Origin of the sequence: Bradyrhizobium sp. AUGA SZCCT0105 (assembly GCF_018129565.1) — a bacterium.
GTDB lineage: Bacteria > Pseudomonadota > Alphaproteobacteria > Rhizobiales > Xanthobacteraceae > Bradyrhizobium.
In genome coordinates, this window is sequence record NZ_JAFCMK010000002.1 from 762,105 (window position 1) to 778,118 (window position 16,014).

General features: G+C 64.4%; 13 protein-coding genes. 1 reads left to right on the forward strand and 12 read right to left on the reverse strand.

The window, feature by feature from the left end; translation table 11 throughout:
• Position 1: 1 nt before the first annotated feature.
• A complete protein-coding gene (gene asnB, locus JQ573_RS12665; RefSeq protein WP_212310198.1) occupies positions 2–1,840 on the reverse strand; it encodes an asparagine synthase (glutamine-hydrolyzing) in 1,839 nt (612 codons plus the stop codon).
• Positions 1,841–1,842: 2 nt separating this feature from the next.
• Positions 1,843–3,396 (reverse strand): lipopolysaccharide biosynthesis protein, encoded by a 1,554-nt coding sequence (locus JQ573_RS12670; protein ID WP_212310199.1) that lies wholly within the window; start codon positions 3,394–3,396, stop codon positions 1,843–1,845.
• Between the two features lie 306 nt (positions 3,397–3,702).
• Here JQ573_RS12670 and JQ573_RS12675 point away from each other — a divergent pair, with 306 nt between their 5' ends.
• The gene (locus JQ573_RS12675) at positions 3,703–4,896 is read left to right on the forward strand and encodes a CaiB/BaiF CoA-transferase family protein (protein ID WP_212310200.1); all 1,194 of its coding nucleotides are present in this window, start codon (positions 3,703–3,705) and stop codon (positions 4,894–4,896) included.
• A gap of 69 nt (positions 4,897–4,965) precedes the next feature.
• Here the strand turns inward: JQ573_RS12675 and JQ573_RS12680 are convergent, their stop codons facing one another.
• From JQ573_RS12680 to JQ573_RS12725, 10 genes are all read right to left on the reverse strand, one after another.
• On the reverse strand, positions 4,966–6,477 hold the full coding sequence (locus JQ573_RS12680; RefSeq protein ID WP_212310201.1) for a tripartite tricarboxylate transporter permease: 1,512 nt from the start codon (positions 6,475–6,477) through the stop codon (positions 4,966–4,968).
• Positions 6,478–6,500: 23 nt separating this feature from the next.
• Positions 6,501–7,043: a tripartite tricarboxylate transporter TctB family protein gene (locus JQ573_RS12685; RefSeq protein WP_212310202.1), complete on the reverse strand. Its 543-nt coding sequence runs from the start codon at positions 7,041–7,043 to the stop codon at positions 6,501–6,503.
• A 72-nt stretch (positions 7,044–7,115) separates the two neighbouring features.
• Positions 7,116–8,219 carry an S-methyl-5-thioribose-1-phosphate isomerase gene (gene mtnA, locus JQ573_RS12690; RefSeq protein ID WP_212310203.1) on the reverse strand — a complete coding sequence of 368 codons (1,104 nt, stop codon included), beginning with the start codon at positions 8,217–8,219 and terminating at the stop codon, positions 7,116–7,118.
• Positions 8,216–9,091: an S-methyl-5'-thioadenosine phosphorylase gene (locus JQ573_RS12695; RefSeq protein ID WP_212310204.1), complete on the reverse strand. Its 876-nt coding sequence runs from the start codon at positions 9,089–9,091 to the stop codon at positions 8,216–8,218. The genes mtnA and JQ573_RS12695 overlap by 4 nt, the downstream gene beginning before the upstream one ends.
• A gap of 250 nt (positions 9,092–9,341) precedes the next feature.
• Positions 9,342–10,319: a Bug family tripartite tricarboxylate transporter substrate binding protein gene (locus JQ573_RS12700; protein WP_409334671.1), complete on the reverse strand. Its 978-nt coding sequence runs from the start codon at positions 10,317–10,319 to the stop codon at positions 9,342–9,344.
• Positions 10,320–10,649: 330 nt separating this feature from the next.
• Positions 10,650–11,447: an enoyl-CoA hydratase/isomerase family protein gene (locus JQ573_RS12705; protein WP_212310205.1), complete on the reverse strand. Its 798-nt coding sequence runs from the start codon at positions 11,445–11,447 to the stop codon at positions 10,650–10,652.
• A gap of 46 nt (positions 11,448–11,493) precedes the next feature.
• Positions 11,494–12,690, reverse strand: coding sequence for an alanine--glyoxylate aminotransferase family protein (locus tag JQ573_RS12710; protein ID WP_212310206.1), 1,197 nt, complete (start codon positions 12,688–12,690; stop codon positions 11,494–11,496).
• A gap of 173 nt (positions 12,691–12,863) precedes the next feature.
• Positions 12,864–13,259 (reverse strand): GFA family protein, encoded by a 396-nt coding sequence (locus JQ573_RS12715; protein ID WP_212310207.1) that lies wholly within the window; start codon positions 13,257–13,259, stop codon positions 12,864–12,866.
• Between the two features lie 128 nt (positions 13,260–13,387).
• On the reverse strand, positions 13,388–14,671 hold the full coding sequence (locus tag JQ573_RS12720) for an MFS transporter (RefSeq protein WP_212310208.1): 1,284 nt from the start codon (positions 14,669–14,671) through the stop codon (positions 13,388–13,390).
• 67 nt (positions 14,672–14,738) lie between these two features.
• Positions 14,739–15,938, reverse strand: a complete 1,200-nt coding sequence (locus JQ573_RS12725) for an alanine--glyoxylate aminotransferase family protein (protein WP_212310209.1) — start codon at positions 15,936–15,938, stop codon at positions 14,739–14,741.
• Between the last annotated feature and the right edge of the window lie 76 nt (positions 15,939–16,014).

Here is a 16,014-nt window from a genome sequence, read left to right on the forward strand (position 1 = left end):
GTTATACGGACCTTGCCAACATCCATTTCATGTTCAGGTATGGCCAGATCCGGCCGACGGATTCCCAATCCCAGCTCTGCGATGCCGTCAAGTGGTCGACCGTCTTTCGAAGCGGTGCTTCGTCGACGAACTCGGCAAACGCCGGCACATTGCGATTGAGCAGCTCATTGGTCCAGCCCGCCAATGGCCCGTTCAGCCATTCCGGCATCGGCGAGTTGAAGCCGACCTTGCGGCGCGCGGTGCGGATGCTTTCGGGCATCAGGTTCGCCATCGCCTGACGCGCGACCACCTTGGTCATGCCGTCGGCCGATTTGCTGGTTTCCGGCAGCGCCATCGTGTAGGTCACCAGCCGCCAGTCCATGAACGGCATGCGCACCTCGATCCCGTGCGCCATCGAGAGCCGGTCGAAATTGCGCAGAATGGTCGGCAGCGTGGTCGAGTGGAACATGCGATAGAGACGCCGGTTCAGCGCGCCCCACGCGTTCGGCAACTCGTCATCCTCGGCGACCAGCGGCAGCGCTGCCGGCATCGCCGTCAGGCCTCCCCGCAGGAAATAGTGCCCCTGGCGCCTGATCATCTGCGCCCGCAGCAAGTCGATGCCGCGCTGCGCCAGCTGCGATCGTGACGCGAGCGCGGCGGCGGCATTGCGGATCCGAAATGCGGTCGACTGCCCCTCCTGCAGGTAGGCGCCCATCAATTCGTCCGCTCCGTGGCCGTCAAGCGACACGGTGACGTTCTGGCGCCGGAGTTCGCGATAGATCAGCCACGGCGCGCTCGGCAGCCCGATATAGACGTCGTCGTTGTCGTCAAGGATCCGATCAAGGTCAGTGAGCGCATCGGCGCGCCCGATCTCGAGAAAGCTCGGCGCCACATCGGCCCACGCGGCCGCTTCCTCCGCCATCGGCCGCTCGTCGTTGCTGGCGCCGGGAAAGGTCGCGACAAAGGCGTGCCGCCAGGCGGTCGAGTCGCGCGGTCCCATGCCGGCCTTTTCATGGGTCGCCATCGCGCAGATCACCGCGGACGAGTCGAAGCCGCCGGACAGGCAGGTGCCGATCGGAACGTCGCTGCGCATGCGCAGGGCGACGGAATCCTGAAACAGGTCGCGAAAGCGCGCGACGCGTTCGGATTCAGTATCAGGGATCGCGGGCAGATGATCCACGGTCCGCCACCAGCGGCGCACATGCACGCGCCCCTGGCGCAACCACATGCAGTGCCCGCCCTGCAGACGACGCAGTTGCGCGAACAGGGTGCGCTCGCTGCCTTCGATCCCGAACGGGTCAAGCAACAGCCGCCGCGCCACGTCGACATCGAGCGACGTCTCGACCAGCCCGCTCCGCGCGAGCGCCCGCTGCTCGGACGCGAACACGAACCGTTCGGATGACAACGCGTACAGCATCGGCTTGATGCCGAACCGATCTCGCGCGAGGAACAGATCATCCGTGACGGTGTCGTAGATCGCCAGCGCCCACATGCCGTTGAAGCGCAGCAGCATGTCCTCGCCCCACGCCTGCCATGCGGCAAGGATCACCTCGGTGTCGGACTGGCTGCGGAAGACCGCGCCCTTCGCCTCGAGCTCGCGGCGCAATTCGAGGAAGTTGTAGATCTCGCCGTTGTAGACGATCACATGGCGGCCATCGCCTGATGCCATCGGCTGATAGCCGCCCTCGCCGGGATCGATGATGGCGAGCCGGCGATGGCCGAAGGCGACGTTTCGCTTCGCGTTGAACCAGGTGCCCTCGCCGAACGGACCACGATGCGCGATCAGGCTCGTGAGCCGCGAGATGTCGGCTGGGTCCACGGGGCCGCCGCGCAGATTGACGATGCCTGCGATACCACACATGTCTAGGCGGCCTTGAGGGGCAAGAAGCGAGTGATGATGACGCGGAGGTCCCGCCAGCAGACGGCGCGATAGGGACCGAGCTGCGACACGGCAACGGCGGCGACAAAGATCGCCGCCGCCGACACGCCGTAGAGCGACACCACATACCACCATGACGGCGCGTGGTCGAACGACACATGGCCGAGCTGCGCGCGCAGCACCAGCGCAACCGCAATGCCGGTGCCGAGCGGGATCAGGACGAAATGCAGCATCCGTGACCACATGGCCGAGAGCCTGAAGGTTCGCCGCAGCAGCAGCACCGTGACGACCATCTGGGCAACCATCCCGACGCAGGAGCTCCAGCCGGCCGCCTGCCAGCCGAAATACGGCAACGCAATGGCGCTGGTCGCCAGTGTGAAGAAGCCGGTGACAAGCGAGATCAACGCGTTGAAGCTGGAGCGTCCCTGCGACAACAGATAGAACGCGAACACGTTGGCGCTCGACCCCAAGATCCCGCTGATCGCAAGCACCACCAGCACCAGCTGCGCCTCGGCGGCGACCTCGGCGCCGGTCCATCGATACAGCAGCGCCCCGGCAACCGGGATCAGGCCACCAAGCGCGCTCGCGGCAAGGACGTTGAGAATCCAGGACGAGCGAAGCAGCAGGTCGACCTTGCGATCGTCATCTTCTTTCTGCAGCGTGCTGAAGAATGGGAACAAGATCTCGCCGATCTTCAACACACCGATATAGACCGCCTCCTCCAACCGCTGCGCGACGCTGTAGAAGCCGACGAATTGCGGCTGCAGCAGCGCGCCGAGCAGGTAGCGGTCCGCCTGGCCGGCAAACAGCGCGCCGCTTTGCGCCGCGACCTGCCAGCCGCCAAGTTTCACGAGTGCACGCAGCGCGCTGCGATCGAGTGCGGGCCGTGCCAGCCAGTCGCTGATGGCATGCCGCGACCAGGCGAAGGCCATTAGGAGATTCGTCGCGAAGCCCAGGGCCTGACAGCCGAGGAAGGTCGAGGCGCGCGGCGCGTGTGGGATCAGCAGCAGCATCGACATCGTCGTCACCACCGTGCCGGCGATGCTGATCGACGCGATCCGCCGGTAATCCTGGCGCGCCGTGAACAGCGAGAGGAAGACCGCAAACAGGCACTGGAACAGCCAACCGGTACCGGCCAATGCAAAGGCAAGCCCGAGGTCGTCGGACGCCGGACCACCCAGGTGAAATCCCAATCGCGCGAGCGGCGGTCCGGCAAGGATGAGCAATGCTGCGATCAGGCACCCCACGGCGATGGCGAGCGCAAGGGCGGTCGAGAAGAAACGCCGTGCCTCGCCGCGATCGGACGGCTCCAACCGTTGCGCGAGTTCGCGCGCCGTCGAGAGGCCAAGCGCATTGCTGAACATCAGGGCAGGCGCGACGCAGGCAGTCACCAGGCCCGCAACACCGAAGGCGGCTAGGCCGAGCCGGAAGATCACGAATGGCAGAATCGCGAGATTGAGCAGCACCGCGACCGCGAACGCCGTCGCGTTCCACGCCGAATTGCCGAGCAGATGGGATGGACCCTTTTTCACCGCCATGCCCGCTTTCGGTCCATCGCCTTGATGCGCCTCAAGTGCCTCTTCCATAAGGGCAAAAACTCACTCGGATGGCGACGGGCTAGCAGCCGGCGCAGTGATTGTCGAGGGTTGGCGGATGGCGGGGCCTGTAAGCAGGTGTGGGGAAACCTGAAAGACAGCCGTGGCGGAGGCCGATCTGCACGGAACCATGCCTGTTTGTTTCCAGCCCAGTTTGTTGCCCGGGTAACAGTTGGAAAGGTCAGCCAAATTGTCTATGGCAGATAGGCAGTAGCCCCCAGAGCGGCCCGCCAAACAAGAGGTGTCTCAATGCCCTTTCCCCGCGCATCCCAAGCCCTGTCCCGGTTCACCGTGCTGGATTTGACCCGGGTCCGGTCGGGGCCGACCTGCGTGCGCCAGCTCGCCGACTGGGGTGCCAACGTCATCAAGATCGATGCGCTGCTGGAGGACGGCGGCGGCGAGCAGCCGGGCGGCCCCCGCGGCGGGTCGGACTTCCAAAACCTGCATCGCAACAAGCGCGCCATGACGCTGAACCTGAAAGACTCCAAGGGGCTCGAAGTGTTCAAGCGGCTGGCCGAGCAGGCCGACGTCATCGTCGAGAACTTTCGGCCGGACGTGAAGGCCAAGCTCGGCATCGACTATGAGAGCGTGCGCAAGATCAATCCGCGGATCGTCTATGGCAGCATCTCCGGGTTCGGCCAGGACGGCCCCTATCACAAGCGGCCGGGCTTCGATCAGATCGCGCAGGGCATGGGCGGCCTGATGTCGGTGACCGGCGCGCCCGGCGGCGGCCCGATGCGGGTCGGCATTCCCGTGGCCGACCTCACCGCAGGGCTGTTCTGCGCGATCGGCATCCTCACCGCCCTCCTCGAGCGCGACGTGTCCGGCGAAGGCCAATGGGTGCAGACCTCGCTGCTGCAGGCGCAGATCTTCATGCTGGATTTCCAGGCGGCGCGCTGGCTGATGGAAAAGGAGGTCGCCAAGCAGGCCGGCAACAACCATCCGACCTCGATCCCGACCGGCGTGTTCAAGACCACCGACGGCTACATCAACATCGCCACCACGGGCGGGCGGATCTGGGAGCGCTGCGCCCAGGCGATCGGCGCGCCCGAGCTGGTCACCGACCCCGACTACGCGACCGCACCGGCGCGCTCGAAGAACCGCGACGCGCTGAATGCACGAATCAACGCGCTGACGGAAAAGAAATCCACCGAGACCTGGGTGCAGGAGCTGAACGCCGCCGGCGTGCCGTGCGGGCCGATCTACTCGATCGACCAGATGTTCGAGGATGCCCAAGTCAAGCATCTCGGCATGGCCCAGCACGTCCCCAATGACGAGAACCGGCACATCCAGCTGGTCAGCCAGCCCGTGACGCTGTCGCGGACGCCGAGCAAGATGGCAGCGCGGCCGCCGGAATTCGGCGAGCAGACCGAGGAAGTGCTGGGCGAGTTCGGCTTCGGCCAGGACGAGATCGCCGAGCTGCGCCAGCGCAAGGTCGTCTAGAGATTCCAGTCTTGACGCGTTTTCTTCACGCGAACCGGTATCCACTTCGCTTGAAAACGCTATAAGGCCTCACGCCTTTGCCGGCCGCACCAGACGTGCGACGCCGGCAAAGGCCCGATCGATCACCGGCCAGAACAGCAGCACGATCGCCAATGTCGTGATGGTGCCGACCAGGCCGTTCGACCAGAACACCTTCATGTCGCCGCCGGAGCCGATCATCGAGAGCCGGAACGCGTCCTCGGCGCGGCTGCCGAGCACCAATGCGAGCGTGAATGGCGCAAGCGGGATGCCGATCTTCTTGAAGATGTAGCCGACGACGCCGAAGCCCAGCATCAGCCAGATATCGAACATCGCATTCTGGATCGCGTAGGCGCCGATCGCGCAGGACACCACGATCATCGGGGCTACGGCCGCGAACGGCACCCGCAGGATCGAGGCGAAGATCGGCACGGTGGTCAGCACCAGCACGAGGCCGACGACGTTGCCGAGATACATCGAGGCGATCAGGCCCCAGACGAAATCCTTGTGCTCGACGAACAGCAGCGGCCCGGGGTTGAGGCCCCACACCATCAGGCCGCCAAGCAGGATCGCCGCGGTCCCCGAACCGGGAATGCCGAGTGCGAGCATCGGCAACAAGGCCGCGGTACCCGAGGCGTGGGCCGCGGTCTCCGGCGCGAACACGCCCTCGATACGGCCCTTGCCGAAACTTTCCGGATCCTTGGCGAAGCGCTTGGCGAGGTTGTAGCCCATGAAGGACGCCGCGATCGCACCGCCCGGCGTGATCCCGAGCCAGCAGCCGATCACCGACGAGCGCAGCAGCGTCACCCAGTATTTCGGCAGGTCCTTCCACACCGAGAGCACGACGCGCAGGCTGATACTGGCGGCGTGCCCGCGCAGCGCCAGGCGCTCCTCCATCGTGAGCAGGATCTCGCTGATGCCGAACAGGCCGATGACAGCAACGAGGAAGTTGATGCCGCGCAGCAGCTCGGCGGAACCAAACGTCATGCGCAGCTGCCCGGACACCGTATCCATGCCGACGCCGGCAAGCAGCAGCCCGAGCGACATCGAGATCACCGTCTTGTGCTTGGCCTCGCGGCCGAGGCCGACGAAAGAGCAGAACGTCAGCAAATAGACGGCGAAGAATTCCGGCGGACCAAATTTCAGCGCGAACGACGAGATCATCGGCGCCAGGAAGGTGATCAGCAGCACCGCGACCAGCGAGCCGATGAAGGACGATGTGAACGCCGCGGTCAGCGCTTCGGCCGCCCTGCCCTGCTGCGCCATCGGATAGCCGTCGAACGTGGTCGCGACCGACCAGGCTTCGCCGGGGATGTTGAACAGGATCGAGGTGATGGCGCCGCCGAACAGCGCGCCCCAATAGATGCACGACAGCATCACGATGGCGGATGTCGGATCCATCGTGAAGGTCAGCGGCAGCAGGATCGCGACGCCGTTGGGGCCGCCCAGTCCGGGCAGCACACCGACGAAGATGCCGAGCACGAGCCCGACCATCATCAACAGCAGCGTCTTCCAGGTCAGCAGGACGGCAAAGCCGTGCAGCAGGAGACCGAAGGCTTCCATGTCTCGAAATCCTGTCGGTTAGCTCAGTAGCCGAAGGCCGCTTCGAGCGGCCCCTTCGGCATGATGACGTCGAATGCGATGTCGAAGGTCACGAACATCGCGGCGGTGAAGATGAAGGCGGTCAAGAGCGACTTCCACAGCGCGATCTTACCGACCAGTCGCATGAAGCCCGCGATCAGGAGAAAGCTCGCGACATAGAGGCCGAGATATTGGGTGGCGAGGCAGAACAGGAATGTGGGCACGAACACCGCCATCACCCGGCGAAGCTGGGCGCGGGTGACGAAGGTCTCGGCAGCTTCCCGGCGCGAGACGAAGGCAGCGCCCAGACCATAGAGGCTGGCGGCGCCGAGAATCACCGAGAGATAGAACGGAAAATAACCCGGCTGCGGCCCGGTCGAATCCCACGACGCGCCGGTGCGCCAATTGTCCCAGCCGACCACAAGTGCGAGCGCGAGCAGCAGCAGCGAGACGATGACATCGACCGCGCCGGTAGAGACGACGGCGGGCGAATTCTCTTCAGGCGCGGTCGGATCGTCGACGACGATCTCAAGTTCGGTATTGGACATGGACTGGACGGTCTGGGTTGCGAGGGCAACGATTGGGATAGCGTGCTGAACCAATCACCGTCAATGCAGCCTTCAGCTAACGCCGGAACGTTCGGGAAATGCGCTCGCAAGCGCAGCACGATTCGCACCGAGGACGCCGCGCTCGGTGATCAATCCCGTCACCAACCTCGCCGGCGTGACGTCGAAGCCGAAATTGGCCACCGAAGAGCCGTCCGGAACCACGCGCACGGTCTCGATCCGTCCGTCCGCCGTCCGCCCGGTGAGGTGCGTCACCTCGGCGGCCGCACGCTGCTCGATCGGAATCTGCCTGACGCCATCATCGATACCAAAATCGATGGTCGGCGACGGCAGCGCAACGTAGAACGGCACGTCGTTGTCATGCGCGGCGAGCGCTTTCAGATAAGTCCCGATCTTGTTGCAGACGTCGCCATTGGCGGCGACGCGGTCGGTCCCGACGATCGCAAGGTCAACCATGCGATGCTGCATCAGATGGCCGCCGGTGTTGTCGGGGATCACGGTGTGCGGCACACCGTGATGACCGAGTTCCCAGGCGGTGAGCGAAGCGCCCTGATTGCGCGGCCGCGTCTCGTCGACCCAGACATGGACCGCAATGCCGCGATCATGCGCCTGGTAGATCGGTGACGTCGCCGTTCCCCAATCGACGGTTGCAAGCCAGCCGGCATTGCAATGCGTCAGGACGTTCACCGGCTCGCCCGGCTGCTTGGTCGCGGCGATTTTTTCGATCAGGCCGAGGCCGTGGCGGCCGATCTCGCGGTTGATCTCGACGTCTTCATCTGCGATCTCGCGGGCGCGCGCATACGCCGCTTCCGCCCGGGCGGACGCGGCGAGCGGTGCGAGCGCGCGCTGCATCTCATCGATCGCCCACTTCAGATTGATCGCGGTCGGCCGGGTCGCGGCCAGCATCTTGCCGGCCCGGTCGAGCGCCGCATCGGAGGAATCGGCGCGCATCGCGAGCGCCATGCCATAGGCTGCGGTGGCGCCGATCAGCGGCGCGCCGCGCACCAGCATCGAGCTGATGGCCTCGCCGGCCTCGTCCGCCGTCTTGATCTTCGCAACGATGAATTCATGCGGCAATCGTCGCTGATCGATCGCACCGACGGACCAGCCGTCGGGCTCCAGCCAGATGCTACGAAAATGGCGTCCGTCGACTTTCATGCGCGCAAGACCCTTCCGGCGACGGCATCGAGCTTCGCAAGCAGCTGCGGATCGCGGGCCGTGGGCGCCGTGATCAGAGCGGTGTCCAGCGCCCGGTCCGAACCGATCGGACACGGCTCGTGCTCGCGCGGGAAATCCCGCGCCAGGCGCGCGACCAGCGCCTTGGCCTTCTCGGCGTTCGAATTCAGCACGCGGATGATATCCTGCACCGTCACTGCATCATGCGCCGGATGCCAGCAATCGAAATCGGTGACCATCGCCACGCTGGCGTAGCAGATCTCGGCCTCGCGGGCGAGCTTGGCTTCCGGCATGTTGGTCATGCCGATCACGGAATAGCCCTGCGCCTTGTAGGTCAGGCTTTCGGCGAGCGAGGAGAATTGCGGCCCCTCCATGCAGAGATAAGTGCCGCCGCGCGCGAACGCCATGCGCTCGGCCTCGGCAGCGGCGGCGAGATGCTTGACGAGCAACGGCGATACCGGATGCGCCATCGAGACATGCGCGACGCAGCCTCTGCCGAAGAACGAGCTCTCGCGCTTGTGGGTGCGATCGACGAACTGGTCGACCAGCACAAAGGTGCCCGGCGGCAGCTCTTCCTTGAACGAGCCGCATGCGGACAGCGCGACCAGATCGGTGACCCCTGCCCGCTTCAGCGCGTCGATATTGGCGCGATAGTTGATGTCGGACGGCGACAGCGCATGTCCCGGGCCGTGCCGCGGCAAGAACACGATCGGCAATCCCGCCATCTCGCCACGGCGCAGTGGCGCCGACGGTTCGCCCCACGGGCTTGCGATGGCTTCCTCGCGGACGTTTTCCAGGCCCGGCAGATCGTAGATGCCGGATCCGCCGATGATGCCGAGAACGGCTTTGGTCATGATCGCTCCTCACGGTCCCGCAACGGCGACGGAGGGGTGACCCAGCCCGATCGGGCTCGCCGGACGTTCGGCCATACTGCGGCGCAATATCGATGGGGCGGCGATGCGATGCAAGGCGATTTCGAACGGAAGGTAAAGCAATCACGGCGGTCATTCCGGGGCGCCCAAAGGGCGAACCCGGAATCTCGAGATTCCGGGTTCGATGCTTCGCATCGCCCCGGAATGACGGAAGACGTCACAACCGCGACCGCTATTTCGCGACAAAGCCCGCCGCGTTCATGAGCGAGGCATTGAGCTTGTCGTCATCCTCGAGGAACTCGACCATATCCTTGCCGGTGAGGAAGATCGGCTTCAAGGCCTGCTTCTCCATGTAGTCTTTGTATTCCGCCGTCTGCGTCACCTTCTGGAACAGGTCGGCATAGAATGCCTGCTGCTCCTGCGTGACCTTGCCCGGCAGGAACATCGCGCGCAGCATCAGATACTGCACGTCCAGCCCCTCTTCCTTGCAGGTCGGGATATCGTTCCAGGATTGCGTGTCGGTGACCTTGGTCTTGTAGGAGATGCGCTCCTTGTCGAACACGCAGAGCGCGCGAACCTGTCCGGCGCGCCAGACTTCGAGGTTCTCGCTCGGATTATTGACGTTGGATTCGGTGTGGCCGCCGACCAGCTGGGTCGCGGCCTCGCCGCCGGACTTGTACGGCAGATAGGAGAATTTCGCGCCGGTCTTCTGCTCCATGAACACGGTCAGCACGTGATCCTCGCGCTTGGAGCCGGTGCCGCCCATCTTGAACGGCGCGCTCGCAGCCTTCGCGGCCGCGATGAAATCCTTCACCGTCTTGGGGCCGGAGGCATTGTCCCACAACACAAACTGGTCGAGCGCGATCACCGACACCGGCGTGAGGTCGCGCCAGTTGAACGGAATCTTGGCCGACAGCGGCAGCATGTAGATCAGCGAATAGGCGATCAGCACCTTGTTGGGATCGCCCTCGCTGGACTTCATGTACATCAGCGCTTCCGCACCCGACGCGCCGCCCTTCAGCGACACCACCATCGGCTGCTTCATCAGATTGTTCTTCTGGATCGCCGCCTGCATCATCCGCGCCATCTGGTCGGAGGCACCACCGGCGCCTGCCGCAACCACGATCTCGACCGGCTTGCTCGGCTCCCAGCCGGCGAAGGCCGGCGTGCTCAGCAGCAAGGCCGCGATGGCTGCCGTGGTTTTCACAATCTGTCCCACGTGTTTCTTCCCTATCTATTTGTTCGGCTTCGCAAAACCGTCGAGGTGGCGGGTTCGTGTCATTGTGCCGAGAATGCAGGTGAGTTCAAGCCGCCGAACTGCCGCATGACCTATGACTTTGGAATGAGGTGGGTGTCGTTGCTTCGCTCGCATCGACAAACGGTGTCATCGCCCGGCTTGACCGGGCGATCCAGTATTCCAGAGGCAGTCGTTGTTGAAAGGCAGTCGTTATTGAACCGATGGGCCACGGCGTACTGGATCGCCCGGTCAAGCCGGGCGATGACAGATGAGGATGGGGACGCCGTTGCGTCCTCGCAGCCGTTACTTGCCCTTGAAGCTGGGCGCACGCTTGTTGAGGAAAGCGTCCATGCCTTCGCGGAAATCCTCGCTCATATAGGCGCGCAGGATCAGATCCTCGCCTTCGTCGCGCGACAGCGTGCGGCGGATACGGCGCACCGCTTCCTTGGTCACCTCTAACGTGATCGGCGCATGGCCAGCGACGAGCTGCGCGGTCTCGGTGGCGCGGCGCTGCAATGTTTCCACGTCGGGGACGACTTCGTTCAACAGCCCGAGCGCCAGCGCTTCGGGTGCCTCGACCAGGCGCGCCTTGAAGATCAGATCCTTGGTCCGTGCCGGACCGATCAGCGAGACCAGCCGCGAGATGTTGGACATCGAGAGGCAGTTGCCGAGCGTGCGCGCGATCGGGAAGCCGATCCGCGTTGCCTCGGTGCCGATGCGGATATCGCAGCATGCGGCAATGCCGGCGCCGCCGCCGGTGCACGCGCCGGCGATCGCCGCGATCACAGGCACGCGGCACTGTTCGAGCGTTCCCAGCACACGATCGATCCGCGCCTCGTAGTCCAGCGCATCCTGCGCGGTCTTGAACGCGCGGAACTGCGAGATGTCGGTGCCCGAGGCGAATGCCTTGTCGCCGGCACCGGTCAGGATCAGCGCCTTGATCGCGTGATCCTGATTGATGTTCTCGCAGATGGTGGCCATCTGCTCGTACATCGCAAAGGTTAGCGCGTTGCGGGCCTGCGGCCTGTTGAACGTGATGCGCGCGATCCCGTCCGCGACGGAGTAGATCAGGTCTTCGGTCGGTGCGACGGGCGCGTTCATGTCTCGCTCTTTCTGTTCTTTGCGATAAGATTTCAGGCCAGCCTACTCAAGCAACGGCTTTCGAGGCCTGCGACGGGTCGCGTCCCTTGAGGACCTCCATCGCCGCCAGCACGCCGCCGCTGCGATGCGGCACCTTGGCCAGATCAAGACCCATCTCGACGCCGGACAGCGTGCCCATCAACATCAAATCGTTGAAGTGGCCGATATGCCCGATCCGGAACACCTTGCCCTTGACCTTGTTGAGGCCGCTGCCGAGCGACATGTCGAAATTCTCGAGCACGACCTTGCGGAAGTGGTCGGCGTCGTGGCCGTCAGGCACGCGCACCGCGGTCAGCGCCGGCGAATGCGCGCCCTGTTCCTGACACTGCGTCTCCAGCCCCCAGACCTTGATGGCGGCACGCGTCGCTTCGCTGTGGCGCTTGTGGCGGGCGAAGACGTTCTCCAGCCCCTCCTCCTCCAGCATCTTCACGGCCTCGCGCAGGCCGAACAGCAGATTGGTCGCGGGCGTATACGGCCAGGTGCCGGCCTTGTTGATGTTGATGACCTCCTGCCAATCCCAATAGGAGCGCATCCCCGGATTGGCCTTGGCCACGGCAAGCGCCTTCTCCGACACGGCGTTGAAGCCTAGGCCGGGCGGCAGCATCAGCCCCTTCTGGGAGCCGGCGATCGAGACATCGATGCCCCAGGCGTCATGCTCATATTCCAGCGAGCCGAGGCCCGAGATGGTGTCGACCATCAGCAGTGCCGGATGCTTCAGCGTATCGAGGATCTTGCGGACGTCGCGCGGATAGGTGACGCAGGCGGTCGAGGTCTCGTTATGGACCACGCAGACGGCCTTGATCTTGTGCGCCTTGTCGGCGGCAAGCCTGGCTTCGATCTGCTCGAGGTCGGCGCCATGGCGCCAGTCGCCCGGAATGAAATCAACGTCGAGCTTGAACTTGTCGGCGATGCCGTGCCACAGCATCGCGAACTGGCCGGTCTCGCACATCAGAACCTTGTCGCCCGGCTGCAGCGTGTTGACGATCGCGGCTTCCCAGGCGCCGGTCCCCGACGAGGGGTAGATGATCACGGGCTGCTTGGTGCGGAACACACGCTGCATCGCAGAAAGCACGGCAAAGCCGATCTCGGCGAATTCGGCACCGCGATGGTCCATGGTCGGCATGTCCATCGCCCGCAGCACCCGGTCCGGCACGTTGGTCGGTCCCGGAATCTGCAGAAAATGCCTTCCAGTATGCACGGTCATGAGCGTCTTTCCCGGTCTTGCCTTGGTCGTGGTGAGCCGCTCGCATATCACTATCCGGAAATCGAAGCCAACCATATCAGCCCGTAACGGCCCACATGGCTTAACTTTTCTTCAGACAGCTCAGTGAGTTGACCTGGCATCCGTTGCCATGCCCCGCCAGCGATTACGCGCGCTCAGCCCGGGAAGCGCTCGAAGGCCGGAAGATCGTGAAGCAAGCCCACCCATCCAACGCGCTCGGCTGTCTGCACCTGAACCTTGGGCGCGATCGCATTCGGATCGTCGAGCGCGGCGATCCTGACCTGCATCATGCCCATCTGGTCGAGAATTCCGTTGCTGAAGAACAGCCCCGCGCCGCATGCCGGGCAGAACGAGCGCTGGCCGCTCTCTGAAGACGAATAAAGCTTCGGCTTCCCCTGGATCGAGACCGCGGCCCGCGGTACCATTGCCCATGCCAGCATCGGCGCGCCAGATTGCTTACGACAATCGTGGCAATGGCAGACGGTACTGAAAGCCGCCTGATGGGGGATCTCGAACCTGATCTCACCGCAATGGCAGCCGCCGCGAAGCATACCCAAGCTCAATACTCCTGACCTCTCTTCAAGATCGCATCCATGTCACCATTTTCGCCGGGTTTGTTCTCCTCCCGGCGGGGGGCAGACATGCATATCCGGCGGCGCCGGGAGGCACCTGCAGCCGCTCATTCGGCGGCCATCACCTTCCCCTGCACCGCCAGTTCGCTCGCCTCCTCGAACGGGCGCTCGGGGTGCATCAGGAACGCCGAGAAACCACCAAGCAGCAGCAGCCCCATCGACATCAGGAACGGCAGGTACCAGTTCCCGGTGGCGTCGATGACGAAGCCGGCAACCAGCGGCGAGACGATTGCCGCAAATGCCGAGCCGCTGTTCATGATCCCCGCGGCGGTGCCGGAATATTTCGCCGCGATGTCCATCGGGATCGACCACATCGGGCCGATCACGAGCTCGGCGCAGAAGAAGCCGGCCGACAGGCAGAGCGCGACCACCGTGATGTCGTGAACGAACAGGATCGGCATCAGCGACAGCAGCGCGCCGGCGAATCCCACGATCGTCACGCCGAGCCGCGCCAGCCGCACATTGCCTGTGCGCTCGAGGATGCGGTCGGAGATGACGCCGCCGATGCTGTCGCCGACGACGCCGGCAAAGAACACGCCGGATGCGAACAGCGCCGAGTTCTTCAGATCGAGGCTGTAGTTGTTCTTGAAGAACAGCGGCAGCCAGTTGAGGTAGAGCCACAGGCACCAGCCGTAGCAGAAGTACGTCAGCGTCACCGGCCACATCCGTTGCAACAGCGGTCCCCACGGCACCTTCGGCCGCTCGCCTTTCGGCCGCGGCGGCAACGTCGCAAGCTCGGCCGCGGTGATGGAGCCATGGTCGCCCGGTTCGTTGCGGAAGTACCAGATCCACGCAACGCCCCAGATCAGACTGACGATGCCGAGCGCGACGAAGGCACCGCGCCATGTCAGCCAGAGGATCAGCAGCGCAACCACCGGCGGGGTCACCGCGTTGCCGAGCCGTGCGAACGCGTGTGTCAGACCTTGCGCGAAGCCGCGGCGGTTCGCAGGCGTCCAGTACTGCATCGCGCGCGTCGCGGTCGGGAACGTCGCCCCTTCGCCGAACCCCAGCGCGAAGCGCGCGATGAACAGCGCGGCGAGACCATGGACAAAGCCGGTCATGATGGTCGCCGCAGCCCAGATCATGCCGCACCAGAACAAGGTCTGGCGCGGCCCGAAACGATCGCCGACCCAGCCGCCGATCACCTGGAACAGCAGATACGGATAGGCGAAGGCCGAGAACACCAGGCCGAGCTCGGTGTTCGATAGACCGAGCTCCTTCTGGATCTCGCTGGCCGCGGTGCCGATGTTGACGCGGTCGACATAGGTGATGAAATACATCACGCAGAGCATGGTTAACACGACATGGGTGGCCTTGAACCGAAGCCTCATATCCCTCCCCTTCCCTGATCCGCGGTTTTTCTGAGCCGTTGGCGTGCGGGATGCCGTTGGTCGGCGCTTAGGTGCTGACCACCTTCAGATGCGACGCGTTGCGTTGATCGCGCTGCTCGAGCAGCCGCATCGCCGCCTCGACGCCGCCCGAACGGTGCGGCACGCCGGCAACCGACAGCCCCATCTCGACGCCGGTGAGCGCGCCAAGCAAGGTCAGTTCATTGCACTCGCCGAGATGACCGATGCGGAACACCTTGCCGGCGACCTTCGACAGGCCGGCCCCGAGCGACATGTTGAAATTGTCGAGCACGGCCGTGCGGAACGCATCGGCATCATGGCCGGGCGGCATCATCACTGCGGTCAGCACCGGCGAAAACTCCGACGGCTCCTGGCAGAGATTCTCGAGCCCCCATTGATTGACGGCCGCCCGCGTCGCGGCGGCCAGCCGCCGATGGCGCGCGAACACATTGTCGAGCCCCTCCTCCAGCAGCATCGCGATCGCCTCGCGCAGCCCGTAGAGCAGGTTCGTCGCGGGCGTATAGGGGAAGAAGCCCTTGGCGTTCGGCTTCAGCATTTCCTCCCAATCGAAATAGGAGCGCGGCATCTTGTTGGTGCGCGACGCGGCGCGGGCCTTCTCCGAAATGGCGTTGAAGCCGAGGCCGGGCGGCAGCATAAAACCCTTCTGCGAGCAGCTGACGCTGACATCGACCTTCCACTCGTCGTGCCGGTAGTCGACCGAGCCGAGCGAAGAGATGGTGTCGACCATCAACAGCGCCGGATGCGCGGTGCGGTCGATGGCGGCACGGATGTCGGCGATCCGGCTGGTCGCGCCGGTCGAGGTCTCGTTGTGGACGACCATCACCGCCTTGATGCTGTGCGCGGTGTCGGCGGCGAGCCTTGCTTCGATCAACGCCGGATCGGCGCCGCGCCGCCAATCGCCGGCAATGAAGTCGACCTCGATGCCGAAACGGCCGGCGAGCTGCCGCCACAGCGTGGCGAAGTGCCCGGTCTCGACCATCAGGACCTTGTCGCCGGGCGAAAGCGTGTTGACGATCGCGGCTTCCCAGGCGCCGGTACCCGACGACGGGAAGATCACCACCGGGCCTGCGGTCTGGAAGATCTTGCCGCTTCCCTCGAGCACAATGCGGCCAAGCTCGGCGAACTCGGCGCTGCGATGGTCGATGACCGGCATGTCCATCGCGCGAAGAATGCGATCCGGAACGGGGCTCGGCCCCGGAATCTGCAGAAAATGGCGTCCTTGATGCATGAGAACCTCCCAATCGCCGGATTTCGGCTCCTTGGGTAGCCATTTTGCATTCATTTTTTGTATTATCAATCGAATT